This is a genomic window from Pseudomonas sp. AC229 (assembly GCF_979254655.1).
Genome location: NZ_CEEDHK010000003.1, coordinates 286,011 through 311,984, shown reverse-complemented (window position 1 = coordinate 311,984; position 25,974 = coordinate 286,011). Strand labels below are relative to the sequence as shown.

The 25,974-nt window shown below is 63.4% G+C and carries 18 protein-coding genes and 1 pseudogene; 4 read left to right on the top strand and 15 right to left on the bottom strand.

Going from position 1 to position 25,974, the window contains the following annotated elements; translation table 11 throughout:
• Nucleotides 1–20 precede the first annotated feature (20 nt).
• Nucleotides 21–200 carry a PA1571 family protein gene (locus tag AC0IW7_RS06185; protein ID WP_463382321.1) on the top strand — a complete coding sequence of 60 codons (180 nt, stop codon included), beginning with the start codon at nt 21–23 and terminating at the stop codon, nt 198–200.
• Nucleotides 201–295: 95 nt separating this feature from the next.
• Here the strand turns inward: AC0IW7_RS06185 and pdxB are convergent, their stop codons facing one another.
• Nucleotides 296–1,426: a 4-phosphoerythronate dehydrogenase PdxB gene (gene pdxB, locus AC0IW7_RS06180; RefSeq protein WP_471816454.1), complete on the bottom strand. Its 1,131-nt coding sequence runs from the start codon at nt 1,424–1,426 to the stop codon at nt 296–298.
• A gap of 226 nt (nt 1,427–1,652) precedes the next feature.
• Between pdxB and AC0IW7_RS06175 the strand changes: the two genes are divergently transcribed.
• Nucleotides 1,653–3,050: an MATE family efflux transporter gene (locus AC0IW7_RS06175; RefSeq protein ID WP_471816452.1), complete on the top strand. Its 1,398-nt coding sequence runs from the start codon at nt 1,653–1,655 to the stop codon at nt 3,048–3,050.
• Nucleotides 3,051–3,087: 37 nt separating this feature from the next.
• Here AC0IW7_RS06175 and tusA read toward each other — a convergent pair whose 3' ends face one another.
• Entirely contained in the window at nt 3,088–3,345 is a 258-nt protein-coding gene (gene tusA, locus AC0IW7_RS06170) for a sulfurtransferase TusA (protein ID WP_122451156.1), read from the bottom strand.
• A 22-nt stretch (nt 3,346–3,367) separates the two neighbouring features.
• The gene (rlmM, locus tag AC0IW7_RS06165) at nt 3,368–4,423 is read right to left on the bottom strand and encodes a 23S rRNA (cytidine(2498)-2'-O)-methyltransferase RlmM (protein WP_471816450.1); all 1,056 of its coding nucleotides are present in this window, start codon (nt 4,421–4,423) and stop codon (nt 3,368–3,370) included.
• Between the two features lie 199 nt (nt 4,424–4,622).
• Here rlmM and acnA point away from each other — a divergent pair, with 199 nt between their 5' ends.
• Entirely contained in the window at nt 4,623–7,364 is a 2,742-nt protein-coding gene (gene acnA, locus AC0IW7_RS06160) for an aconitate hydratase AcnA (protein ID WP_471816448.1), read from the top strand.
• 180 nt (nt 7,365–7,544) lie between these two features.
• Nucleotides 7,545–9,110: a methyl-accepting chemotaxis protein gene (locus tag AC0IW7_RS06155; RefSeq protein ID WP_471816446.1), complete on the top strand. Its 1,566-nt coding sequence runs from the start codon at nt 7,545–7,547 to the stop codon at nt 9,108–9,110.
• Between the two features lie 220 nt (nt 9,111–9,330).
• On the opposite strand, the gene AC0IW7_RS06150 is transcribed toward AC0IW7_RS06155, so the two are convergent.
• The 12 genes and pseudogenes from AC0IW7_RS06150 to kdpB form a co-directional block, all read right to left on the bottom strand.
• On the bottom strand, nt 9,331–10,098 hold the full coding sequence (locus tag AC0IW7_RS06150; protein WP_471816445.1) for a CHAD domain-containing protein: 768 nt from the start codon (nt 10,096–10,098) through the stop codon (nt 9,331–9,333).
• A 12-nt stretch (nt 10,099–10,110) separates the two neighbouring features.
• Nucleotides 10,111–12,105 carry a transglutaminase TgpA family protein gene (locus AC0IW7_RS06145; RefSeq protein WP_471816443.1) on the bottom strand — a complete coding sequence of 665 codons (1,995 nt, stop codon included), beginning with the start codon at nt 12,103–12,105 and terminating at the stop codon, nt 10,111–10,113.
• Entirely contained in the window at nt 12,102–13,061 is a 960-nt protein-coding gene (locus tag AC0IW7_RS06140; RefSeq protein ID WP_471816574.1) for a DUF58 domain-containing protein, read from the bottom strand. Before AC0IW7_RS06140 ends, AC0IW7_RS06145 begins: the two co-directional genes overlap by 4 nt.
• The gene (locus AC0IW7_RS06135; protein ID WP_122497068.1) at nt 13,058–13,975 is read right to left on the bottom strand and encodes an AAA family ATPase; all 918 of its coding nucleotides are present in this window, start codon (nt 13,973–13,975) and stop codon (nt 13,058–13,060) included. Before AC0IW7_RS06135 ends, AC0IW7_RS06140 begins: the two co-directional genes overlap by 4 nt.
• Before the next feature lie 296 nt (nt 13,976–14,271).
• Entirely contained in the window at nt 14,272–15,561 is a 1,290-nt protein-coding gene (locus AC0IW7_RS06130) for an NAD(P)/FAD-dependent oxidoreductase (RefSeq protein WP_471816441.1), read from the bottom strand.
• Nucleotides 15,562–15,691: 130 nt separating this feature from the next.
• On the bottom strand, nt 15,692–17,059 hold the full coding sequence (locus AC0IW7_RS06125) for a glutamine synthetase family protein (RefSeq protein ID WP_471816440.1): 1,368 nt from the start codon (nt 17,057–17,059) through the stop codon (nt 15,692–15,694).
• Between the two features lie 577 nt (nt 17,060–17,636).
• Nucleotides 17,637–18,344: an NAD-binding protein gene (locus tag AC0IW7_RS06120; RefSeq protein ID WP_471816572.1), complete on the bottom strand. Its 708-nt coding sequence runs from the start codon at nt 18,342–18,344 to the stop codon at nt 17,637–17,639.
• Nucleotides 18,336–19,403, bottom strand: a pseudogene (locus AC0IW7_RS06115) (monovalent cation:proton antiporter-2 (CPA2) family protein); the annotation flags it as partial. The gene AC0IW7_RS06120 and the pseudogene AC0IW7_RS06115, both read right to left, overlap by 9 nt.
• Nucleotides 19,404–19,553: 150 nt before the next feature.
• On the bottom strand, nt 19,554–20,246 hold the full coding sequence (locus AC0IW7_RS06110) for a response regulator (RefSeq protein ID WP_471816438.1): 693 nt from the start codon (nt 20,244–20,246) through the stop codon (nt 19,554–19,556).
• Nucleotides 20,243–22,888 carry a DUF4118 domain-containing protein gene (locus tag AC0IW7_RS06105; RefSeq protein ID WP_471816437.1) on the bottom strand — a complete coding sequence of 882 codons (2,646 nt, stop codon included), beginning with the start codon at nt 22,886–22,888 and terminating at the stop codon, nt 20,243–20,245. Before AC0IW7_RS06105 ends, AC0IW7_RS06110 begins: the two co-directional genes overlap by 4 nt.
• Before the next feature lie 460 nt (nt 22,889–23,348).
• Nucleotides 23,349–23,900, bottom strand: coding sequence for a potassium-transporting ATPase subunit KdpC (kdpC, locus tag AC0IW7_RS06100; protein ID WP_471816435.1), 552 nt, complete (start codon nt 23,898–23,900; stop codon nt 23,349–23,351).
• Nucleotides 23,901–23,923: 23 nt separating this feature from the next.
• Nucleotides 23,924–25,969, bottom strand: a complete 2,046-nt coding sequence (kdpB, locus tag AC0IW7_RS06095) for a potassium-transporting ATPase subunit KdpB (protein ID WP_471816433.1) — start codon at nt 25,967–25,969, stop codon at nt 23,924–23,926.
• Between the last annotated feature and the right edge of the window lie 5 nt (nt 25,970–25,974).

Here is a 25,974-nt window from a genome sequence, read left to right as displayed (position 1 = left end):
CCCAGATGAGGAGACGAGCCATGAGCTTGCACACCCTGCATACCGCCGAACGCCGCGTACACCCGGTGCCACCCCAACACCCTGTCGGCGGCGCCGTGATTGACGCCCAAGGCCGGGAGATTCCTATTACCGAAGGCATGGTTCAACAGGCCTGCGAGAAGATGGAAGAAATTGCCTTGGGCGAGCCTAAGCCAGAGTAATCAGGGAAAGCCATCGAGGCTAAAGCCTCTCCTACAGACCACACCGTGACCTGTGGGAGAGGCTTTAGCCTCGATTACCCCAACGCAATTTCCGTTTACACCAACGTCCCGCCCAACGCCCGCACCACCTGCGCCAGCTCTGGCGCTTCGCCGCTCAGTTTCACATGCAAGCCATCAATTTCACGCCGCGCCGGGTAGTGTTTGCGCAAGGCGTCGAAGGCGCTTTTTCGTTCGGCGGCGTTGCCCGTCAGGCTGCGGCGAAAATCGGCGTCGTCACGACGCGGGTCGTAGATGGCGCGGCATAACGCGGCTAGTGCGACCGGCACAGCGGCCGTCGCATCCAGGCCGAACTCTGTCAGCCAATAAGGCGGCAACAGGTCGTCCAGTTGCACCCGTGGCGGCAGGTTGAAGTGCTGGCAGAAGGCTTGGTAAATCTGCGCCGTGCCGCGCAATTTGCCGTCCAGGCTGTAGCCGGCAATATGGGGCGTGGCGATCAGGCACAGCTCGGCCAAATCCGGGTCCACCTGCGGCTCGCCTTCCCACACGTCCAACACCGCTTCCAGGTCGTGCCGTTGTTGCAGCAACTCGCGCAGCGCAACGTTGTCGACCACGGCGCCCCGGCTGGCGTTGATGAGCCAGGTGCCAGGTTGCATCTGCGCCAGGCGCTCGGCGTTGAGTAGGTGGCGGGTGCTGGCGATCAGCGGCGTGTGTAGGCTGATCACATCGCAGCGCTGAATGATTTCCTCCAGGCTCACGTAATCGCCGCCCTCCGCCGCCTGGCGCGGCGGGTCGCACACCAGCACTTGCCAACCGAGCCCGCGCAGCACATCGACCAGCCGCCCGCCCACCTGCCCGGCGCCAACCACGCCGTAGGTGCGCTGGGCCAGATCGGCGCCGCGCACTTCGGCCAGGCTGAGCAAGCTGCCGAGCACGTAATCCACCACGCCGCGTGCATTGCAGCCCGGTGCGCTGGCCCAGCCGATGTGCTGCTCGGCGAAATAGTCGAGGTCCAGGTGGTCGGTGCCGATGGTGCAAGTGCCCACGAAGCGCACCTTGCTGCCTTCCAGTAACGCGCGGTTCACTTGGGTGACCGAGCGCACCAGCAGCACATCGGCGCGGGCCACGCTGTCGCGGTCGAAGGCGCGCCCGGGCATGCGTTCAATCTCGCCGAACTCGGCAAAAAACTCGTCCAGCAGGGGAATATTTTCGTCGGCAAGAATTCGCATGACAGGCTCCAAAAGTCAGGCCGACATTCTAGGCCGTCAGGCGCTCAGGGGCGATCTTCACATGCCATCGCGCGCGCGTGAGGCTCTTTCCTGACTGACGCGTCAAGGCGTAAACTCGCCGCTCCTTTGCAAGCTCTGACCTGGCGCAGCTCGCGCTTTAAGTCGTATGTCTCGGACAGAGCGAGTGCCCGGCCACCACTGCCGATACAGTGCGCACGTGATAAACATGGACTGCCTCGTGACCGCCCGCGAATCCCGTTTCAACCGCTGCCTGCGCGAACTACGCGCCCTGCTTGTTCTCGCCCTGCCCATCATGATTGCCCAGCTTTCGCATTCGGCGATGGGCTTTGTCGACGCCGTGATGGCCGGCCGCGTCGGCCCCCGCGACCTGGCCGCCGTGGCCTTGGGCAATTCGATTTGGGTGCCGGTTTATTTGCTGATGACCGGCATCCTGCTGGCCACCACGCCAAAGGTGGCGCAACGCTTTGGCGCCGGCCAGGAGCGCGACATCGGCGCGCTGGTGCGCCAGGCCTTGTGGCTGGCCACGGCGGTCGGCATTGCTGCCGGCATCGTGCTGTGGAATGCCGAGCCGGTGCTGCGCTTTATGAACGTCGACCCCGAGCTGATCGGCCCGAGCATGGTTTACCTGTACGGCATCGGCTGCGGCATTCCCTCGGTGGCGCTGTATTACGTGCTGCGCTGCTTCAGCGACGGCCTGGGACGCACGCGGCCAAGCATGATGATCGGGCTGTTCGGCCTGCTGCTGAACGTGCCGCTCAATTACATCTTCATATACGGTCACTTCGGCCTGCCCGCGCTCGGCGGTGCCGGCTGCGGCTGGGCCACGGCGGTGGCGATGTGGTGCATGTTCTTCGCCATGCTCGGCTGGGTGCGCTGGGCGCCGGTGTACAAAACGGCAGGGCTGTTCAGTCATTTCGAATGGCCGCGCTGGGACGTGATTCAGCGCCTGCTCAGCGTCGGCCTGCCGATTGGCATCGCCGTGTTTGCCGAGTCGAGCATCTTCGCCGTTATCGCCTTGCTTATCGGCAGCCTGGGTGCCGACGTAGTCGCCGGCCACCAAGTGGCGCTCAACTTCAGCTCGCTGACCTTCATGATTCCTTACGCCCTGGGCATGGCGGTGACCGTGCGCGTCGGCCATTCCTTGGGCGCTGGCGACCCGCGCCAGGCGCGCTTTGTGGCCGGTGTCGGAATTCTCACGGCGTTGGCGTTTGCCTGCGTGGCCGCCGTGTTGATGCTGCAACTGCGCACCGAAATCGCCGGCATCTACAGCCGCGACACAGCCGTGATCGGCGTGGCCTCGGCGCTGATCGTGTTTGCTGCGCTGTACCAATTCTCCGACGCGGTGCAAGTGACCGCAGCGGGCGCCCTGCGCGGTTACCAAGACTCCCGCGCGACCATGATCATGACCTTGTTCGCCTACTGGGGCATCGGCCTGCCCGTGGGCTACGCGCTGGGCCTGACCGACTGGTTCGGCGAACCCAGCGGGCCGAAAGGGTTATGGCAGGGATTGATCGTGGGCCTGACCTGCGCCGCCGTGATGCTCAGCATTCGGCTGGTGCGCAGCGCCAGGAAGCGGATACGGATTCATAACGCCAAGGCCTGAAGGCCTAATAAGATCGTGTAGTGCGAGACTGATCTGATCAGCCTTCAACCTTCTTACGAATCCAATATAAATAAGTGCCCGCCTCTTCTTCCTGCTGAACCAGTTCATGCCCAAGAAACACGCAAAACTTGGGAATATCGCGGCGGGTCGAGGGGTCGGTGGCGATCACTTTCAGCAGGCCGCCGGCCGGCAAGTCGCGCACTTTGTTGTGCAGCATCATCACCGGCTCCGGGCAGAACAGGCCGGTGGCGTCGAGGGTGCCGTCCAGGGGCGCGGCGGGATCGAATTCAGGCATAAACAACTCCAGAAACGGGCGGCTATTTGCTTAGCCGGCGCAGGTGGCAGGTCACTTCTTCACGGTCGTGGTACAGCTGTTTGCAGCTGATGCTGGCTTTTACGCCACGGGCTTTGAAGCCCTCTTCAATACGTTCGAGCAAACGCTTCACTTCGGCGTAGCGCTGTTTCATTGGCAACTTCAGGTTGACCACCGCTTCACGGCAATGGCCTTCGCCAATCCATGTTTCCAGCAACGCGGCGTTGCGCGCGGGCTTCTCGACGATGTCGCACACCATCCAATCCACCGGCTGCTTGGGCGTCCAGGTGAAACCGTCGACCATCAAATGTTGCACCAAACCGGTGTCCATCAGGCTTTCGGCCATCGGGCCGTTGTCGATGGCGGTGACCAACATGCCACGGCGCACCAGTTGATACGTCCAGCCGCCAGGCGAGGCGCCCAGGTCAACGCCGGTCATGTCGCCGTTAAGGCGTTCGTCCCACTCTTCACGGGGAATGAACTGGTGCCAGGCTTCTTCCAGTTTGAGCGTCGAGCGGCTCGGCGCCTCGCGGGGGAATTTCAGGCGCGGCACGCCGCCAGGCCAGAATGCCGAGTTGTTGGTTTCGGCCAGGCCAACAAACACTTCGCGGCCACTTTTGAAGGTCAGCAACAAACGCGGCTTGCGGGCGTCTTCCACCAGCCGGCCGGCTTTGCTGAGCGCGTTGCGCAGCGGCGCTTCGAATTTTTTGCAGAAGTTCGACAGCTCTTTGCCGTCGTTGGTGTCGAGCACTTCCAGCCACAGGCTGCCGCACACGGGCAAGGCTTGCAGATGGGCGAGCAGCACGCTGATGCGGTCGGTTTCAGGCAGGTCGATAAACTCACCGCGCGCCCACTGCCGGGGAAAAATCAGCTGGGCAAAGCGCTGGCCGCGCATCAGCCGCTCGGGGCCGTCGGCCTCGGTGCAAATGAACTCGGCGTACGCGCTGCTGGCCTTGGCCTTGGCGTACCCGGCCACCTCCAGGCGCGCGGCGTGGTCGCTTATTTCCGAGCACACCTCGCTTTCGAAGCCGGGGCGGCAGTGCAGCAACAAAGTGGTCATCAGGCGTTCTCCTCAGGGCGCGCATGATAGCCGAGTTGGAACCGCAAGCGCTCAAGGGCAGTCAGTTGAAAGGTCCCTGGGCACAAGCGAAAGCCGCGGCGCCAGCTAGGCTAGAGCTGTATTTGTGCGCCGCAACCGACTACGACGCAGGTTAACTGCGCACCGGGCCCCTACCGTGTAGCCCCATTTGGAGATGAGCATGCCGTCCCTGAACAGTTTCAACAGCCGCCAGCGCCTGCAGGTTGGCGACCAGACGTATGACTATTTCAGCCTCCCGGAAGCCGCGAAAGCCTTGGGCAATGTCGACAAACTGCCCATGTCGCTGAAAGTGCTGCTGGAAAACCTGCTGCGCTGGGAAGACGACAAAACCGTCACCCGCAGCGATGTGCAGGCGCTGGCCGACTGGCTGAAAAGCCGCAGCTCGGACCGCGAAATCCAATACCGCCCCGCCCGCGTACTGATGCAAGACTTCACCGGCGTGCCCGCGGTGGTCGACCTGGCCGCCATGCGCGCGGCCATGGCCAAGGCCGGCGGCGACCCGCAGAAGATCAACCCGCTGTCGCCGGTTGACCTGGTGATCGACCACTCGGTGATGGTCGACAAATTCGCCGACGCCAGCGCCTTCGAGCAAAACGTGGAAATCGAAATGCAGCGCAACGGCGAGCGCTATGCGTTTTTGCGCTGGGGCCAGAACGCTTTCGATAACTTCAGCGTGGTGCCGCCGGGCACCGGCATCTGCCACCAGGTAAACCTGGAATACCTCGGCCGCACGGTGTGGACCAAAGAAGAAGACGGCCACACCTTCGCCTTCCCCGACACCTTGGTCGGCACCGACTCGCACACCACCATGATCAACGGCCTCGGCGTCTTGGGCTGGGGCGTGGGCGGCATCGAGGCGGAAGCGGCCATGCTCGGCCAGCCGGTGTCGATGCTGATTCCCGAGGTGATCGGCTTCAAACTCAGCGGCCAGTTGAAAGAAGGCATTACCGCCACCGACCTGGTGCTCACCGTCACGCAAATGCTGCGTAAAAAAGGCGTGGTGGGGAAATTCGTCGAATTCTACGGCGACGGCCTCGCCACCCTGCCCCTGGCCGACCGCGCCACCATCGCCAACATGGCACCTGAATACGGCGCCACCTGCGGCTTCTTCCCGGTGGACGACATCACCCTCGGCTACCTGCGGTTGTCCGGCCGGCCGGACGCCACCGTGGCGCTGGTCGAGGCTTACAGCAAAGCCCAAGGCCTATGGCGTGAACCGGGCCACGAGCCGGTGTTCACCGACACCTTGGCGCTGGACATGGGCACCGTCGAAGCCAGCCTCGCCGGCCCCAAACGCCCGCAAGACCGCGTCGCCCTGCCGGCGGTGAGCAAAGCCTTCGACGACTTCCTCGGCTTGCAAATGAAACCGGCCAGCACCGAAGAAGGCCGCCTGCTCAGCGAAGGCGGTGGCGGCACCGCGATCAACGACGGCGCCAATGCTGGCGACGTTTCCTATGAATTCAACGGCGAAACCCATCACCTGAAACACGGCGCCGTGGTGATTGCGGCTATCACCTCGTGCACCAACACCTCCAACCCCAGCGTGATGATGGCGGCCGGTCTGCTGGCGAAAAAAGCGGTGGAGAAAGGCCTGCAACGCAAACCGTGGGTGAAGAGTTCATTAGCGCCGGGCTCGAAAGTAGTCACCGACTACTACGCCGCAGCGGGATTGACCGAGTACCTCGACGCCCTGGGCTTTGACCTGGTCGGTTACGGCTGCACCACCTGCATCGGCAACTCCGGGCCGTTGCCCGAGCCGATCGAGAAAGCCATTCAGCAAGCCGATCTCACCGTCGCCTCGGTTCTGTCGGGCAACCGCAACTTCGAAGGCCGCGTACACCCACTGGTGAAAACCAACTGGCTCGCCTCGCCGCCGCTGGTGGTGGCCTATGCCCTGGCCGGCACCGTGCGCACCAACCTCAGCGAAGACCCGCTCGGCACCGGCAAGGACGGCCAGCCCGTGTACCTGCGCGACATCTGGCCAAGCCAGGCGGAAATCGCCGAGGCGGTGCAGAAAGTCGACACCGCCATGTTCCACAAGGAATACGCCGAAGTGTTTGCCGGCGATGAAAAGTGGCAGGCCATTCAGGTGCCAGACGCCGACACCTACGCCTGGCAAAACGACTCCACCTATATCCAGCATCCGCCGTTCTTTGAAGCCATCGACCAGGCGCCGCCGAAAATCGGCAACGTCGACAACGCGCGCATTCTTGCCCTGCTTGGCGACTCGGTAACCACCGACCACATCTCCCCTGCCGGCAATATCAAAGCCAGCAGCCCGGCCGGCCGTTACCTGCGCGACAAAGGCGTGGAGCCGCAAGACTTCAACTCCTACGGCTCGCGGCGCGGCAACCACGAAGTAATGATGCGCGGCACGTTCGCCAACATCCGCATCCGCAACGAAATGCTCGGCGGCGAAGAAGGCGGCAACACCCTGCACGTGCCCAGCGGCGAGAAGCTGGCGATCTACGATGCGGCCATGCGTTACCAGGAAGAAGGCACGCCGTTGGTGGTGGTGGCCGGTAAGGAATACGGCACCGGTTCGTCCCGCGACTGGGCCGCCAAGGGCACCAACCTGCTGGGCGTAAAAGCTGTGCTGGCGGAAAGCTTCGAGCGTATCCACCGCTCCAACTTGGTGGGCATGGGCGTGCTGCCGTTGCAGTTCCTCGAAGGGCAGGACCGCAAGGCCCTTGGCCTGACCGGCAAGGAAACCCTGAGCATCGGCGGGCTCGATAACGTCGAGCTGAAAACCTCGATGCGCCTGCCCATCACCCTCACCCGCGAGGACGGCAAACAGGAGCAATTCGAGGTGCTGTGCCGCATCGATACACTCAACGAAGTGGAGTACTTCCGCGCCGGCGGCATTCTCCATTACGTGCTGCGGCAATTGATCGCTGCCTGACCCCGGCAGGCTCTAGCCGGCGGCGTTGCGCAGGGGGCGCAGCGCCGTCCGGCCCCGTGGAAACTGTGCGCCAGTTCAAATCTGGTTACACTGCATCGGAAAGGGTTGTAGGAAAATTCTTCTCAACTTTGCCCGACAGCGGCCGATCAGAACGGCACGGACATTACGGATATTCGCCCCATGCGCAACAATCAGCCCGTCACTCAACGTGAACGTACTTTCCCCGCTCAACAGCGCCTGATCTCCACCACCGACCTTAAAGGCGAAATCACTTACGCCAACGACGCGTTCGTGGAAATCAGCGGCTATTCGCGTGAGCAATTGGTCGGTTCACCGCACAACATGGTCCGTCATCCCGACGTGCCACCGGCGGTGTTCGCACACATGTGGACCACGCTGAAGTCGGGCCGGCCGTGGATGGGCATTGTCAAAAACCGTTGTGCCAGCGGCGACCATTACTGGGTCAACGCCTACGTCACGCCGGTGCTGGAAAACAGCCAAGTCATCGGTTTTGAGTCGGTACGCGTCAAGCCCACCGCCGAACAGATTCGCCGGGCCGAGGCGCTGTATCAGCGCATCAACAGCGGCAGCGCAGCGGTGCCGGCGAGCAACGTCTGGCTGCCCGTTCTGCAGAACTGGGTGCCGTTCATTCTGATCAGCCAGATTGGTTTCGTGATGGGCGCCTGGCTTGATTTCCATTGGGGCTTCCTGGCCGCAGCGGCGCTTTCCGTACCGCTGGGCTTGCTGGGCCTGAACTGGCAGCAACGCGGCCTGCGTCGCCTGCTTAAACTCGCCGAACAAAGCAACTCCGACCCGCTGATCGCCACCATGTACACCGACAGTCGCGGGCCCCAGGCGCAGTTGGAACTGGCCATGCTCAGCCAGGAAGCGCGCCTGAAAACCTGCCTCACCCGCCTGCAAGACAGCGCCGAGCACCTGACGGAGCAAGCGCGCCAGGCCGACACCTTGGCGCAGAACAGCTCCAAAGGCCTGGAGCGCCAGCGCGTGGAAACCGAACAGGTGGCCACCGCCGTCAACGAAATGGCTGCCACCACCCTGGAAGTGGCCAGCAACGTAGCCCGCACCGCCATCGCCACCCAGGAAGCCAACCGCCTGACCGGCGAAGGCCGCAGCATTGCCGGCGAAACCCGCGAAGCGATTCAGCGCTTGTCCATTTCTGTAGGCGAAACCGGCGAAACCGTCACGCGCCTGGCGCAAGACAGCAACGAAATCGGCGGCGTGGTTGACGTGATCAAAGGCATCGCCGACCAAACCAACCTGCTCGCCCTCAACGCCGCTATCGAGGCCGCGCGTGCTGGTGAAATGGGCCGTGGTTTTGCCGTGGTCGCCGACGAAGTCCGCTCGCTGGCGCAACGCACCGCCGAATCAACCGGACAAATTCACCAACTGATCGCCAAGCTGCAACGCACCGCTGAAGAAGCCGTATTGACCATGGAGATTGGCCGCAAGCAGGCCGACGAAGGCGTGGAACGTGTGCTTAAAGCCGACCAGGCGCTGGTCGGCATCAGCGAAGCGGTGGCCAATATTGCCGACATGGCGGACCAGATTGCCGCGGCGGCCGAAGAACAAAGCGCGGTGGCGGATGAGATTAACCAGAACATCACCACCATTGCCCAGTTGGCGGACCAGACCTCCGGGGAAGCGCAGAACACGGCGCAGTTGAGCCGGGAATTGACGGTGACGGCGCAGCGGCAGTCGGCGTTGGTGGAGCGGTTTAATCGGTAGGTTTGGGTTATCTCGGACTTTCGCCGCACTTCATACCGTGTTCGGCTTCAAATACTGGATTCCCGCTTTCGCGGGAATGACGGGGGGTTGGGTTTAAATATTTAAGCCATTGCGCGAAAGCTGCCACCTGTCTTAGTAAAAACATCCGTCATCCTCGCGAACGCGGGGATCCAGTATCTGAAGCCGTGCACGGTACGAAGCAACCCGAATAACAAAAAACCTACCCCCCAAACACCTCCCCCAACCTCTCCAACGCCCCATCCGAACGCCCTTCAGCCTCCGCCAACTCCGCCCGCCAAACCGCAACCAACGGCCCCAACTCTGCCTCCTGCTCCGCCCGCGCCAGCCATTGCAGCCGGTCATGCCACGCGCCTAGGGCATTCTGCGCACGCTTCAAGGCTTTCACCTGTTTGGCCGAAACCTCGACCAAGTCGGGGTAAGTGTCAGCGCAGTAGCGAACCCGTTTAATCAAAATGCGCAGGCGATGCCGATCGTGGGCCGGGTCAGCCATAGCCGCGCTCAGCCGCTCGCTCTCCTTGCGTAGCTGGCGCGTGATGTAACCCTTCAAATGCTCCGGCGCCGCGTCATGCAAGGTGCGGCGGAAGAATGAGGGCCACAGGTCCAGGGCGTGCTGCAAGCGCATCGCCTCCGAGCTGCGCAGCAGTTGCTGGTACTGCGCCGGCAATTCGCGCTCTCGGCGGGCGACAACCGCCGCCATTGCCGGATGACGGCGCAACTCGGCCAACAGCACTTCACTGTCGCGCACCGGGCTGCTACTGCGCCCCGCCGCCGCTGCGGCCGTCACCAATGGGTCATGTTCGATAATCTTGCGAAACGGCCGCAACAGGCTGCGCAGCTTGCGTATGGCGATGCGCACGTCGTGCAAGGCTTCGTCATCCGTGGCGGCCGCCAGGCGCTCGCGGCTGGCGAGCAAATTGACTTCCAACTGCACAACCCGGGCGATCAGGGCATCGATAAATTCGGACATGGGCAACCTTATCTAGTCATCACGCTGCAACCAGCGCATCGGCAACGCGCGGCGCAAGGTTCGCAAGTGCTGCTGCAACTGCTCGGGCGCAACGGGCTTACCGCCATAGCGCTGCGCTTCAAAGGCATCGGCGAAAGCGCGAATGTGCCCCACCTGCCCTGGCAATGCCAGCGCGGCGCGCTCGGCAAATGCGCGCGCGCCTTCGGCCGGCAAACGCCGAACACCGTGGCGGGCCAGCAGGCGTTCGAAGCGTTGATAAAGGCGCTGCTGCACATCGCGCTCACGGCGCCAGGGTTTGAACAGCCACAGGGCAATCAGCGTCAACACCAACGCGCCGCCGCCGACCAGACCCAAGAGGAAATCGCGCGAATCAAGGCGACCAAACCAGCGCTGCAACACTTCCAATTGCGTGCCCTGCTGGTAATCCAGCACCCAGCGTTCCCAGCCGTAATTGAGGTTTTCCCAATTCAGGCGCAGTTGGTTGAGCCAGTTGATATGGCGGTAGCGCAACAGCGACAACGGCGTGCGCTCCAAAAAGCTTTGTTCATTTGCCAGCGCTTGTTCCAAACCTTGCTCGATACGCTCCGGCGCTACCTGAAAGGTCGGATCGATCACGGTCCAGCCCACGCCTTCGCGCCAATATTCGACCCAGGCATGGGCGTCGAACTGGCGCACCTGAATGTAATTGCCCGACGGGTTCAATTCGCCGCCCTGATACCCGGTCACCACCCGCGCCGCAATACCTGCCGCACGCAACACGAATGCCGTGGCGCCGGCGTAGTGCTCGCAAAAGCCGCGCCGCGTGGTGAAGAGAAAATCATCGATGCTGTTCTCACCCACTTGCGGTGGCCGCAGGGTGTAGAAATACGGCTCGCGGTTGAAATGGCTCAGTACCGCTTGCACCCGCGCCTGCTCGTCCGGGAACTGCGCCTTGAGCTGCTGCGCCCATTCGCGGGTGCGCGGGTTGCCGTCGGCCGGCAGTTGCAAGGCACGGCGTAACGCCGGTTTGCTGGCCTGCAGTTCACGCAGCGCTTGTGGCCAGGAGGTCACGGTGTAGACCAGGGTTTTGTCGACCGGCCGGCCGCGCTCGAGGCGGTAATCACTCATTAGCCGCGTGCGCTCAAGCTCAGTGGTGGCCAGGTCGAGCCCGAACAGCCAGGGCTTGCCACTGGCTTCCATGACGATGCGATAACGCAGCGGTTCACCTGCTCGCGTCCACGGCGGCGCCGGCGCCCAGCGCACTTCCGATGACTGCGACCAGCGCCGGCCCTCGAATTTATCCAGCGTCAGTGCCCGCCAATACTGCTGACTACGCGGCGGAGGTGCGCCCTCGAAACTGGCGCGAAAGGCCAGCGCATCAGAGCGGCTCAGCTCAGCGATGTCGTTCGGCGCCATGCTGTCCGACAGCCCGGTAATGGCGCGCTGATCGGGCATGGGCAGCGACCACAGCGGCCCGAAGCGAGGAAAAAACAGAAACAGCAGCAGCATCAGCGGCACGGCCTGCAGCAGCAAGCCGCCGGCCAGGCGCAGCGGCGGCCACGGGCTTTGTTGTTGCGGACTCTGCTGCAAGGCAATCAGCGCGGCCAACAAGCCTGCCACCGGCAGCAAAGTGAAGGCCACCGTGGTCAAGCGGTCGTCAAACAAGTACACCGTGACCACAGCAAAGAAGCCCAACAGGATCAGCACCAACGCATCGCGGCGGGTGCGCATTTCCACCAGTTTCAAAATAAACGCGGCAATCAGCAGCACCACGCCAGCGTCCAAGCCAATCAGGCTGCCCCGCGATAAAAACACGCCACCGACAATCCCCACCGTCAGGCCGGACTTCAGCCAGGTGGCCGGGTATTGCGCGCGCATGCGGAAAATCTGCACGCGCCAGCCGGCACACACCAGCCACAAGGCGATGATCCACAGCGGCAAGTGCTCCAGGTGCGGAACGATCACCAGCACCTGCGCCACCAGCAGCCACAACAGACTGATGCGCGGAATCGCTTGCGCGGCGCTCATCGCCCGCCCTCCCCGTACAGCGCCAGGGCGCGCAGGCAGGCTTCGCGGTGGGTTTCGCCGATGTCCGGGCCATGCACCGAACCGGGCAAGCGCAAGGCAAAGGGTTGCTGACGCTCTGACAACGCCAGCACCCAGTGGCACAGCAGCGACAGGCGCATTTCACTGTCGCCTTGTAATTCATCGAAATCCAGCCACAGGTCGCGCCCGGTCAGGCTGGCAAAATCCTTCACCAGCAGGCCTTGGCCACGGGAATAGGCCTTCCAGTGCAAACGCCGTTTCGAGTCGCCCGGCTGATAGGCCTTCAGGCCCTGGAAATCATCCGCACCCTGGCCAACGGCGCGGGCGCCGTCGTCGTCATCGTCGTCTTTGATACCGGCCACCAACGGCAATTCACCGGGTAACGGACGCGGATACACCAACAGCGCCTGGTCCAGGTCCACTTGGCTCCACGCCACCAATATGCCCAGCGGAAAGCGGCTTTCCACCCGTAGCCGGCCAGGTCGCAGCCAGCCCCGGCGGATGGCCGGCACGGTGATCTCACTTTCAGCGATGCCATCGGCGCTCACGTCGAAACGCTGCAACTCCTGCGGCGGCCACCCCAGGGCGATGGACTGGTGCACGCCGCCGTTGCTGCTAAGGCGTACCCGGAACGTCGCTTGCTCGCCGACAAACACCGGACGGCCGCCGGCCGCATGCAACGTCAGGTCGGCCAGGTTTCGGTAGGTATGAAAAATGGCGATCACGAACACCGCCGCGAGCAGAAAGGTCAGGCCATACGCCGGGCTGTTCTGGTAATTGACCCCGGCCATCAACATCAAAAACAGCGCCAAGCCAAACGCGGCGCCGATGCGCGTGGGGATGATAAAAATCCGCCGCTGCGTCAGCAGCACGCTGTTGGCCGGTGGAATACGCCGGTGTAACCAGCGCTGCCAACGCTGCTTGAGCATTGCCATCAGAGCGCGGGCACTTCGCGTAGCAACCACTGCACTAACGCGCCGCCGCCGTGCCCGGCCGGGTCCGCGCGCTCACGCAAACGGTGGCCCACCACCGAGGGCAACACCGCTTGCACATCCTCGGGAATCACATAATCGCGCTGCGCCAGGAACGCCCAGGCGCGCGCCGCCGCCAACAGCGCCAGGCTCGCCCGTGGCGACAACCCCCAGGCAAATTGCGGCTGCGTGCGCGTGGCTTCAACCAAGCGCAGCACGTAGTCCACCAGCGCATCACTGGCGCGCACCTTGGGCACTTCGGCTTGCAGCTCGGCGAGTTGTTGATGACTGAGCACCGCATCCAAACGCGGCAACATCTCGCGCCGCGCTTCGCCGAGCAGCAGGGCCTTTTCCGCCGCCTTGGCCGGATAGCCCAACGACAAGCGCATCAGAAACCGGTCCAGCTGCGACTCGGGCAACGCAAACGTGCCGCCCTGGCTGACCGGGTTTTGCGTGGCAATCACAAAGAACGGCTCCGGCAGTGGCCGGGTCGCGCCCTCGATGGTCACCTGCCCTTCCTCCATTGCCTCCAGCAGCGCGCTCTGACTTTTCGGCGTGGCGCGGTTGATCTCATCAGCCAGCACCAACTCGGCAAAAATCGGCCCCGGATGGAACACAAAAAGGCCGCTGTCTTTATCGAAGACCGAGGTGCCGAGAATGTCGCCGGGGAGCAAATCGGAGGTGAACTGAATGCGCTGAAAGTTCAAACCCAGCACATTGGCCAGCGCGTGACTGAGCGTGGTCTTGCCCATGCCGGGCAAGTCTTCGATCAGCAAATGGCCCCGCGCCAACAAGCAGGTCAGCGCCAGGCGAACCTGGGGTTCCTTGCCAAGCAGGATTTGATTGACTGCATTCAGGCAGGCGTCGAGTTTGGTAAGCATGCGTCACCCCGTAATCCACGAACCCCGGATGCTACCGGGGTGTGGCGTGATGGCAAAGGTTCTGCAACCTTTGCTGACGTATTGAGCGGTGATGTGCGCAGTGGCGCACATCATGGGCAATACGCTGCCGACGTCAGCTGCGGTAATTGGCTCTATGGGTTTTGATCGTGGGCTGGGGTTTTCGAGCGGAACATTTTTCGCCCGCCGTTTTTCCGCACATGCGCAAACCCATCAACGCCATCGCGGCTGAAGCCGCTCCTACAGGTGCGCGGATCGGAAACCAGCGGCCTTCAGCCTCAACGCAACCGCTCAAGCATCTGGTAGTACCACATGCCAACCGCCAGCATCTGATTGCCCACCCAATCGCCAAACGGCAGGCGGATGTGGCTGACGCCGGCAAAGGTGTCGAACTTTTCCAGGGAACCGGTCACCGCGTTGGCCATGATTTCGCCGACGATATGCGTGGTCGCCACGCCGTGCCCCGAGTAACCCTGCGCATACCAGACGTTTTTCGACAGCTTGCCCAGCTGCGGAATGCGGTTGATGACGATGCCCATCATGCCGCTCCACTGGAAGTCGATTTTCACCCCTTTCAAACGCGGGAACGTGTGCTCGATGGCCGGGCGCAATTCACCGGCGATGTCGCGCGAGTCGCGGCCCGAGTAGTTGGCGCCGCCGCCGAAGAGCAGGCGTTTGTCGGCGGTCATTCGGTAGTAGTCGAGCACGAAGCGGCAGTCGTAAACCGCCAGGTCTTGCGGGTTGAGCTTGGCGGCCACCTCTTCGCCCAGCGGCTCGGTGACGACGATGCCGCCGGAGGCCGGGAAGATCATGCCGGCCATCTTGCGTTTCTCCAGCTTGTGGTAGGCGTTGCCGGCGAGGATCACCGAGTTGGCGACCACGCGGCCGTGCTCGGTGACCACCACGGGCACCTCGCCGTGGATGATGTCGACCACGGGGGAGTTTTCGAACACCACGGCGCCCAGACTTTCGGCCGCGCGCACTTCGCCCAGGCACAGGTTCAGCGAATGCACGTGCATGTTGCGCCGATTGTGCAGCGCGCCGTGATAGATGCTGGTTTCCAGCAGGCTGGGCATCTCGGCGGCGCTGACCATCCGCACGTCATCGCCCATTCCCCGGCGCACGGCTTCATCGTAGTTGGCGCGGAAGCCGTCCATGTGGCTGGGTTTGTAGGCGGCGTGTAGGTGGCCGTGTTTGAGGTCGCACTGGATGTTGTATTTCTCGACGCGCTTTTTGATGATTTCGTGGCCGCGCCAGCGCAGGTTCCAGATGAAGTCGTCGACGTCATCGCCGAGCTTGGCGCGCATCTGTTTGCGCATCGCTTCATCGCCCGACAGGCTGCCGGTCACTTGCCCGCCGTTGCGCCCGGTGGCGCCCCAGCCGATTTTTTTCGCTTCGATAATCGCCACTTTCAGGCCGCGCTCGGCCAATTCCAGCGCCGTGGAAACGCCGGTGAAACCGCCGCCGATAATGGCCACGTCCACGCGCACTTCGCCTTCCAGGCGCGGGTAATTGGTTTCTTCGTTGAGCGTGGCGGTGTAGTAGGAATTGCTGCGTTGCGAAGTCATAAATTCATCCAAATCTCTCGGCCCTCTCGTGTTCCTGCAGGAGCCAGCTGTCGCGAAGCGGTTGAGGTGAAGTGCTTCGCCAGAGCGCTGGCCTCTACGGGATTGAGGTCGGCTCGATGGTAAAAATTAATCAGGCCTGTTGCAGGTACCAGCGCCAGTCTTGCTCGCCCACTTCGCCCATGAATTGGCGGTATTCGGCGTTCTTTACGGCCAGATAAATGCGCAAGAAGTCTTCGCCCAGCGCGTCTCGCGCCCAAGCGGATTTCTCCAGGGCGCGCAGGGTGGTCAGCCAGTCGGTGGGCAGCACGTCGGTGGCTTGGGCGTAGCCGTTGCCTTCAACCGGCGCGCCGGGGTCGAGCTGTTCGCGAATGCCGCGATGGATGCCGGCCAGAATCGCCGCCGCTGCAAGATACGGGTTGGCGTCGGCGCCGCAAATGCGGTGTTCGATGTGCCGGCTGTTCGCTGGGCCGCCCGGCACACGCAGGCTGACGGTGCGGTTATCGACACCCCAGGTCGGCGCCAACGGCGCATAGCTGTTGGCCTGGAAGCGGCGATAGGAGTTGGCGTTCGGGCAGAAAAACAGTAGCGAGTCGAGCAACGTCGACAGCATGCCCGCCACTGCCTGTTTCAACAGCGGCGTGCCGTCCGGCGCTTCGCTGGCGAACAGGTTGTTGCCGTGTTTATCGGCGATGCTGACGTGCATATGCATGCCGGTGCCGGCGATGTGATCGAAAGGCTTGGCCATAAAGCAGGCCGTCATGCCGTGCTTGTGCGCTACGCCTTTGACCAGGCGTTTGTAGCGCACCGCTTCGTCCATGGCTTGCAGGGCGTCGGTGCGGTGTTCCAGGGTGATTTCCACCTGGCCGGGCGCGTATTCGGATATCGCCGTGCGCGCCGGAATGCCTTGGGCTTTGCAGGCGGCGTACAGGTCGGCCAGGAATGGCTCGATCTGCTCCAGCTCACGCAAGCCATACACCTGCGTGCTGTAAGGCCGACCACCATCGGCATCCAGCGCCGGTTGCGGCCGGCCTTGGGCGTCGCGTTTCTGGTCGAGCAGGTAGAACTCCAACTCGGCCGCCATGACCGGGTAATAGCCGTCGGCTTGCAGCTCGTTAATCACTTTCTCCAGCAAGCGGCGCGGGTCGGCCACCGCTGCCGGCATGCCCTGCTCGCTGTGCATGCTTACCTGCACGGCGGCGGTCGGCATCAGGCGCCACGGCAAGCGCGTCAGGCTGCCGGCCACCGGGTAGGCGCGGCAGTCGATATCGCCCACGTCCCAGACCAGCCCGGAGTTTTCCACGTCATCGCCATTAATGCTCAGGCCCAGAATAGTGCTGGGCAGCGGCCGGCCGGTTTCGTACACAGCCATCAACTCGTCGCGGTGCAACAACTTGCCGCGCGGCACGCCGTTGTTGTCGATGATGAACAGCTCGAACATCTCGAGATCGGGGTTCTGTTGCAGAAACGTTTGGGCTTCTTGCGGATCGGCAAAACTCATGGGGCATTCTCTTGATTGGCACCCAGCGCCACGGCGTTGGGCAATCAGCCAGACGCGGGCAAAGCGCCACTTCTGTTGGCGTTCGGCTGGGCGCTGGCGATACAGGAAACGTGCGCGGGGCACGTAGCGGGCTAAGGCCCGATCAGAGAGAAGCGGCGTCTGGCGGACGGGCATGGCGGCAGTGCCACAAGGCCCAGAATGCCAATTCGATGGGAAGCGAAGTGCTCAAAAGAAAGGCTCTGTAAACAGATGCCTGGAGAGTCACATAAGGGGGATGGGGGGTTAAATTCAAATCTGAGTATGTTTAGTTTTGGGTGGGGTAAACATTGGGGAAGGCGGTGGTCCAGAGTCGTTTAAGGAAATGCGATTAATCCGAAATACTGGATTCCGAATTGTCGGACCACCGCCTGCGCGGGAATGACGGGTGTTTTGTTTGCGATTCTCGTACTCCAGCAGTGCGTCGGTCGACACCCAGCCATCAGGAAAAACCTCCGTCATCCCCGCGAAGGCGGGGATCCAGTTTCTACCAGGGAAATGCAATTCTTCCGAAGTTCTGCATTCCGAACTGCACCGGCCCTTACGACAAATCCCCCCGCACCGCCCGCTCTTCCACCAAGTCCGCCTCAAACAGATTCTCCAGTTCCGCGCGCGCCTCGCGGGCCGTCTGGTTCACTTTGGCCGCGTCGTTGTAAACCAAATGCTGTTGGCGCAGCACATCTTCGTCGTGGCGTTGGAAGCGGCGGATGCGTGCTTCGGCCTGTTCTTTGGTCAAGCCCAGTTCCAGCAAAATCAGGCGGCCCATTTCCAGGCTGGAGTGAAAGGTTTCGCGCACGGCGGTGGCTTCCAGGTCGACCAAATGGTGCACGTGCTGGCGGTTGCGGGCGCGGGCGATGACTTTCAGGTGTGGGTACAACTTGCGCACCAGGCGCGCGGTTTCGATGTTGGTTTCCGGGTCGTCGGTGGCGACGATAAACAGCTCAGCCTTGTCGACATGGGCGGCATGCAGAATTTCCGGGCGCAGCGGGTCGCCATAGAAGATCGACATACTGCCGAGACTGCGTTGGTATTCGACGCTTTCCACCGAGGTGTCCAGCGCCACGAACCGCACGCGCTGCGCGCGCAGTACCCGGGCGACGATCTGGCCCATGCGGCCCATGCCGGCGATCACCACGCGCGGGGCGTCGGCGTCAAACTGGCTGTATTCCTCGGGCGCTTCGCGCTCGGGCACCGGCTGCGGTTTGCACAGCGCGGCGATAGCCAGCAGCAACAGCGGCGTTATAGCCATCGACAGCGTGATCGACAGCACCACCAGCCCCAGCAAGCGGTCGCTGAACAGGCCGTTCTGGTGCGCCATGTTGAACACCACGAAGGCGAACTCGCCGCCCGCCGCCAACACCACGGCCAACGACAGCGCAGCACGGCGGTCGAGTTCGCCCAGCCAGCGGCCAATGCCGAACAGCAGCGGCAACTTGGCGCAAATCAGAATGGCGGTGAAGCCCAGCACGACCCAGGGTTCGCGCATCAGCAGGGCGAAGTCGGCAGTCATGCCCACGCTCATAAAGAACAAGCCGAGCAGCAAGCCTTTGAACGGTTCGATCTGCGCTTCCAGCTCGTGGCGGTATTCGGAATCGGCCAGTAGCAACCCGGCGAGGAACGCGCCCAAGGCCATGGAAATTCCCGCCAACTCCATCAGCCAGGCGGTGCCCATGACCACCAGCAAAGCCGTGGCGGTGGACACTTCGCGCAAGCCGGTTTTGGCCACCACGCGGAACACGGGGCGCAGCAGGTAGCGGCCGCCGACCACGACGATGGCAATGCTGATGATGATTTTCACCACCTGGCTCACTTCATCGCCCGCCGATGTGCCGTGATGGGCGCTGCCGAGCAAGGGAATAAGGGCGATCAGCGGAATGGCGGCGATGTCTTGAAACAGCAAAATGGCGAAGGCCAGGCGGCCGTGGGGTTTGTTCAGTTCCTTGCGTTCGGCAAGGATTTGCAGCCCGAACGCGGTGGAGGACAAGGCCAGGCCCAAGCCGAGAATTACCGCGCTGTTCCACGCCTGATCGAAGAACGCGTAGGCGATGCCGCCGATTAACAGGCCGCTGCACGCCACCTGCGCCAGGCCCACGCCAAACACCGATTTGCGCATCACCCACAAGCGGCGGGGCGACAGCTCGAGGCCGATGATGAACAGCAGCAATACCACGCCCAGTTCAGAGATTTGCGCAACGCTTTGCGGCTGGCCGATCAGCCCCAGCACCGACGGGCCGATCAACACCCCGGCGAGCAGGTAGCCCAACACCGAGCCCAATTGCAGGCGCTTGGCCAATGGCACCACCAACACTGCCGCCAGTAGGAAAACCACCCCTGACTGCAGAAAACTATCGCCGTGCTCCACGCCCGTGCTCCCATTTGTAGGTCGGCCAACGGCCGGGGGCGTGGATTATCGGTAAAAACGCCGCGCACTGCACGGCGGCTGATGGACGCTGGCCTGTCAGGAGGCGCTCAGGCGATAGCCAACGCCCGCTTCAGTGCTGATAAAGCGCGGGTTGGCCGGGTCGTCGGTGAGCTTCTGGCGCAAATGGCCAACGACCACGCGCAGGTAGTGAGTGTCTTCAGTGTGGGTCGGGCCCCAGATGTCTTTGAGCAGTTGCTGCTGGGTGACCACGCGACCGATGTGCTGCGCCAGTTGCGCCAGCACCGCATATTCCTTGCGGGTCAGGCTGATGTCCTGGCCGTTCAGGGTTACGCGGCGGTAAGCGAAATCGACAGTCAGCGGGCCGACGCTAACCGAGGCTTGCGGGGCGTCGCCGGCCTGGGCATGGCGCAGCAGCGCGCGAACGCGGGCGAGAAATTCCTGAATGCCGAACGGTTTGGTCACGTAGTCATTGGCACCGCTGTCCAGCGCCTTGACCTTCTCGCCCTCGCCTGCGCGCACCGACAACACCAGCACCGGCACCTGCGACCATTCGCGCACCTCGCTCAGCACCTGCTGGCCGTCCATGTCCGGCAGCCCCAGGTCGAGCACCAGCAAATCCGGCTTGGCCAATGCCGCCTGCGCCAGCCCCTCGGTGCCGGTGGCGGCTTCGATCACTTTGTAGCCCTGGGCGGCGAGGCTGATGCGCAGGAATTTGCGAATCTGCGGCTCGTCGTCGATGAGCAGGATGGTGCTGGGGTTGCTGGTCATATGAGGTCGTTATCGGCAGACGGTTGCGGGTGCAGCGGCAAGTGTAGGGTCAAGCTGGCGCCGCGCCCATCCAGGCCGTCGCCCACCGTCACGCGGCCGCCGTGGGCGCCGAGCATGCCTTGGCAGATCGCCAGGCCCAAACCGGTGCCCTGCCCGCCTCGGTCGCCACGGGCGGCGGTGTAGAACATGTCGAAAATTTTTGCCCGCTCGGCCTCGGGAATTCCCGGTCCCTGATCGCTGACGCTGATACGCAGCTCACTGGCATCGCTGTTCACCGCCACGCGCAGCCGACCGTGGGCCGGCGAAAAGCGTGCGGCGTTTTCCAGCACGTTGATCAGCGCCTGTTCAATCAGCGCCGCGTGCACCCACAGCAGCGGCAGTTCGGCCGGCACTTCCGTTTCCACTTGCAACGGCGCCAACAACGGCCGCAAACGTTGCAGGGCGCTGGCGACGATATCCACCGGCGCTACCCAATCACGCGCCAACTTCAGGCTGCCATGGCCGAGGCGCGTCATGTCCAGCAGGTTCTGGATATAACGGTCCAGGCGCTCGGCTTCATCGCGGGTGCTTTCCAACAGTTCGATGCGGTCGCTGTGGGGCAACTGGCCGTCCAGGGTCAGCAAGCTGTCGATGGCGCCGCGCATGGCCGTGAGCGGCGTGCGCAGGTCGTGTGACACCGAGGCCAGCAAGGCGCTGCGCAGTTGTTCGGTTTCGCCGTGCAGGCGTGCGGCTTCCAGGTCTTGCGCCAGTTGCGCGCGGGCCAAAGCCTGGCCCAGCGGCTGGCCAAGCGCGCTGAGCAAACGTCGGCGTTCCATGGCCAGTGGTTGCTGGTCTTTGGGGCTGACGCCGAGCAACAGCAGCGGCCCGTCTTCGCCCGACAACGGCCACCACCACCAACGCCCGCTCGGCAACGTGTCGGTGCCCAGGCCGGCGGCCTGATCGTGTTGCCAGGCCCATTCGGCCGCCATGCGTTCGGCATCGCTGAGCAAGCGCGACACGCCGCCCTCCACTTTCCACATGCCGTCATCGCTGCGCCCGAGCAGGCAGATTTCCACGTCGGTCCAGCTCGCCAGTTGCTGACTCGCCGCCAGCACCACGGCCTGACGGTCGGTGGCTGCGGTGAGCTTGCGCGACAGGTCGAGCAGCGCCGCCGTTTCACTCTGGGTTTCACGCAGCGCCCGCAACTGTCGACGCTGCCGCGCGGCGAGATTGCCGGTGAGTGCCGCCATGAGCAGAAAAAACAGCAGCGTCAACACGTCTTCATGGCGGTGAATGGCCAGGGAGAAATGCGGCGGAATAAACAGGAAGTCGTAAGCCAGGAATGACAGCACCGCGCTCAGCAAAGCCGGCCCGGAACTGGTGCGCACCGCCACCAGCAGCACGGCGGCCAGCAGCACTAAGGAAATGTTCGGCAGCGCCAACACCTGCGCCACCGCCCAGGCCACCAGCGTCGCCACGGCGGTAGCGGCCACGGCCAGCAGATAATCGCCGCGTTGCAACGGATGACGCGCCCGCAACGCTCGCGTGCGTGGCGCCGCGTCGCTGTCGAGCACGCTGATTTCCAAGCCGTCGCCATGGCGCAACAAGCGCTGCGCGACGCCGGCACCGAGCCAGCGCTGCCGGCTGCGGCCCACCAGAATCAGACTGGCGCGGCGCTCAGCGGCGTGTTGAATCAGGGTTTTTGCCACTTCGCCGGCGCGCAGGCTGACCACTTCGCCGCCCAGGCGCTCGGCCAATTGCTGCGCCGCCTGCAACCGCGCACGGGCCTGTTCGTCGCGGGCAGAGCCGGTGTCGACATGCACCAGGCTCCACGGTAAATGCCGGCGCTCGGCCACCCGGCAAGCATGGCGCACCAGGCGCTCGGCCTGGGCGTCGGCGTCGATGCCAACCAACAACCGGCCGCGCACCGCAGGCGCCTCCTGGCCGAGCTGGCGATAGCCCTGATTAAGGTCGGCATCCACCCGCGCGGCGGCGGTTTGCATCGCCAACTCGCGCAGGGCGGTGAGGTTGGTCTGGCTGAAAAACGCATCGATGGCGGCCCGCGCCTGCTCCGGCACATACACCTTGCCGTCGCGCAGACGCTCCAACAGATCGCGCGGCGGCAGGTCGATCAGCAGCAATTCGTAGGCTTCTTGCAGCACCCAATCGGGCACGGTTTCGCGCACGTGCACGCCGGTGATCGACTGCACCTGATCGTTGAGACTTTCGATGTGCTGCACGTTGACGGTGGTGTACACGTCGATGCCGGCGGCGAGCAGGTCTTGCACGTCTTGCCAGCGCTTGGCGTGGCGGCTGCCAGGGGCGTTGGTGTGGGCCAGTTCGTCGACCAGCACCAGCTTGGGCGGTTTTGCCAGCAGGCCGTCGAGGTCCAACTCGGTGAGCTGCATGCCGCGGTAGTCGAGGCGTTTTAACGGCTGTTGCGGCAGGCCCACCAGCAGGGCTTCGGTTTCGGCGCGGGAATGGGTTTCTACCACGCCGGCGCGCAGGTCAACGCCCTGACGCAGCTGGGCCTGGGCGGCTTGGAGCATGGCGTAGGTTTTACCAACACCGGGGGCGGCGCCGAGAAAGACCTTCAGTCGGCCTCGGCCGTTGGCGGAATTGACCGCTGCCAGGAGGGCGTCGGCGCGTTCGCTGTTGCTCATGGGGCTCCGTTGGGTGGGATGTTGCGGTTATTTTAAGAACAACCTTTTTCAGTCTTGCGCACGCGGGGGATGACGGCGAACGTATGAAAAACTTCCGTCATCCTCGCGCACGCGGGGATCCAGAATGTTGCGACGTACACCGATCTATCAAAAACTCTGGATCCCGAATCGTCGGACCGCCGCCTTCGCGGGGATGACGGTGTATGTATGAAAAACCTCCGTCATTCCCGCGCAGGCGGGAATCCAGAATGTTGCGACTTACACCGATCTATCCGAAAGCCTGGATCCCCGCGTTCGCGAGGATGACGGAGAACGTACGAAAAACTTCCGTCATTCCCGCGCAGGCGGGAATCCAGAATGTTGCGACGTACACCGATCTATCCGAAAGCCTGGATCCCCGCGTTCGCGAGGATGACGGAGACCGTATGAAAAACCTCCGTCGTTCCCGCGCACCCTACGTCTATTCCCCCTCCCCAGCCAGCGCCCTATTCAACGCCAGCACATTCACCACCGCCGGCCCAATCAGCGGCCGACTTACGCTCTGCTCTATCAACCGCTCCAGCGCCTTGCCGTCGACATTACGCGCCGCCGCAATCCGCGCAACCTGGTACTGCGCCGCCGCCACCGGCAGGTCCGGGTCCAGGCCGCTGCCGGAGGTGGTGACCAGCGCCATGGGCACCGCGCCCTGCCCGGCCACGGCGAGTTTTTCGCTGTCGCCGGCTATCCGTTCACGCAACGCCGGGTTGCTCGGGGCCAGGTTGCTGGCGCCGCTGGAAACGGTGGCAAAGCTACCGGCCGAAGGGCGCGATTGGAACCACTGCGCGCCTTCGAATGGCTGGGCGATCAGGCTGGAGCCGCGCAGGCGGCCTTGGCTGTCGTGAATCAGGCTGCCGTTGGCCTGGTCGGCGAAGGCCAGTTGGGCCACGCCGGTGACTGCCAGCGGATAAGCCACGCCGGTGAGTACGGTCATCAAGGCAATCAGACTTACCGCAGGGCGCACATAGCTGTTCATTTCGTCTCTCCAAAAACCTGGCTTCACGCCAAGCCAATACTGGTCAGTAACAGGTCGATCAACTTGATGCCCACAAACGGCGCCACCAGCCCGCCAACCCCGTAAATCAGCAGGTTGCGGCGCAGCAGGCTGGCAGCGTCCACGGCTTCCACCCGCACCCCGCGCAGGGCCAGCGGCACCAGGGCGATGATGATCAGGGCGTTGAAGACGATGGCTGAAAGAATCGCGCTCTGCGGGCTTTGCAGTTGCATCACGTTAAGCACGCCCAGTTGCGGATAAATGCTGGTGAATAGCGCCGGCAGAATGGCGAAGTACTTGGCCACGTCGTTGGCGATGGAAAAGGTGGTCAGCGCGCCACGGGTCACCAGCAGTTCTTTGCCCACCTGCACCACATCCAGCAGCTTGGTGGGGTCGGAGTCGAGGTCCACCAGGTTGGCGGCCTCGCGGGCGGCCTGGGTGCCGTCGTTCATGGCCATGCCGACATCGGCCTGGGCCAGCGCCGGGGCGTCGTTGGCGCCGTCGCCGCACATGGCGACCATCTTGCCGTCGGCCTGCTCGGCACGAATACGCGCCAGTTTTTTCTCCGGTGTGGCTTCGGCAATCACGTCGTCCACGCCCGCTTCGGCGGCGATGGCGGCGGCGGTCAGTGGGTTGTCGCCGGTCACCATCACGGTGCGAATGCCCAGCTGACGCAGCTCGGCAAAGCGCTCGCGAATGCCGGGCTTGACCACGTCTTTCAAATGGATGGCGCCGAGCAGCTTGCCGTCGGCGCACACCAACAACGGCGTGCCACCGCTCTGGGCGATCTTGTCGATCTCGCGGGACAGCACGGCCGGCATTTCACTGCGCGACATGCCGATAAAGGCCAGCAAGGCATCCACGGCCCCTTTGCGGTAGATGTGGCCTTCGAAATCCACACCCGACAACCGCGTCTCGGCGCTGAACGGCACGGCATGCACCGCGTCGCGCACCGGCTCGTTCATCGGATGCAGACCGCGCAGGTACTCGACAATCGATTTGCCTTCCGGCGTGTCATCGGCCAGCGAGGCCAGCAACGCGCCTTCAGCCAGGGCTTTGCCGGTGATGCCCGGCGCGGCGTACAGGGCGCTGCAACGGCGGTTGCCGAAGGTGATGGTGCCGGTTTTATCCAGCAGCAACACATGCACATCGCCCGCTGCTTCCACGGCGCGACCGGACTTGGCGATCACGTTCAGGCGCACCAGACGGTCCATACCGGCAATGCCGATGGCCGACAACAGCCCGCCAATGGTGGTGGGAATCAGCGTTACCAGCAGCGCTACGAGAAACACCAGCGGCAAGGCGCCACCGGAATAAATGGCGAACGGCTGCAAGGTGACGACCACCAGCAGGAAGATCAGCGTGAGGCCGATCAGCAAGATATCCAACGCCACTTCGTTGGGGGTTTTCTGCCGTTTGGCGCCTTCCACCAGGGCGATCATGCGGTCCAGCGTGGACTCGCCAGGGTTAACGCTGATGCGCACCAGCAGCCAGTCGGAGACCACACGGGTATTGCCGGTGACGGCCGAGCGGTCGCCACCGGATTCACGAATCACCGGCGCCGATTCGCCAGTAATCGCCGCTTCGTTAACGGCGGCGATGCCTTCGATGACCTCGCCGTCGCCGGGAATCAATTCGCCGGTTTCAACCCGCACCACTTCGCCTTTGCGCAACGAGGCAGCCGGCACGGTTTCGAAGGTGCCGTTTTGCAAGCGGCGGCGTGCGGAAAGACCTTGGGTGCCGGCACGCAAACTGTCGGCGCGGGCCTTGCCACGGCCTTCGGCCAGCGCTTCGGCGAAGTTGGCGAACAGTACCGTGAACCACAGCCATACGGCGATTTGCACGGCGATAAAAGTGGGCACCGGCTGGCCCGGCAAGGCGCACAACACGGTGGTGAAAATGGCGGTCAGTTCCACCACCAGCATCACCGGCGAGCGCACCAGTTGGCGCGGGTCGAGTTTGACGAAGGCTTGCACCATCGCTGCCTGCCACTGCTTGCGCGGCGTGGCCGGCGCGCTCGGTACTTGCAAGGGTTGAGTCTTGGCGTTCATGGCGA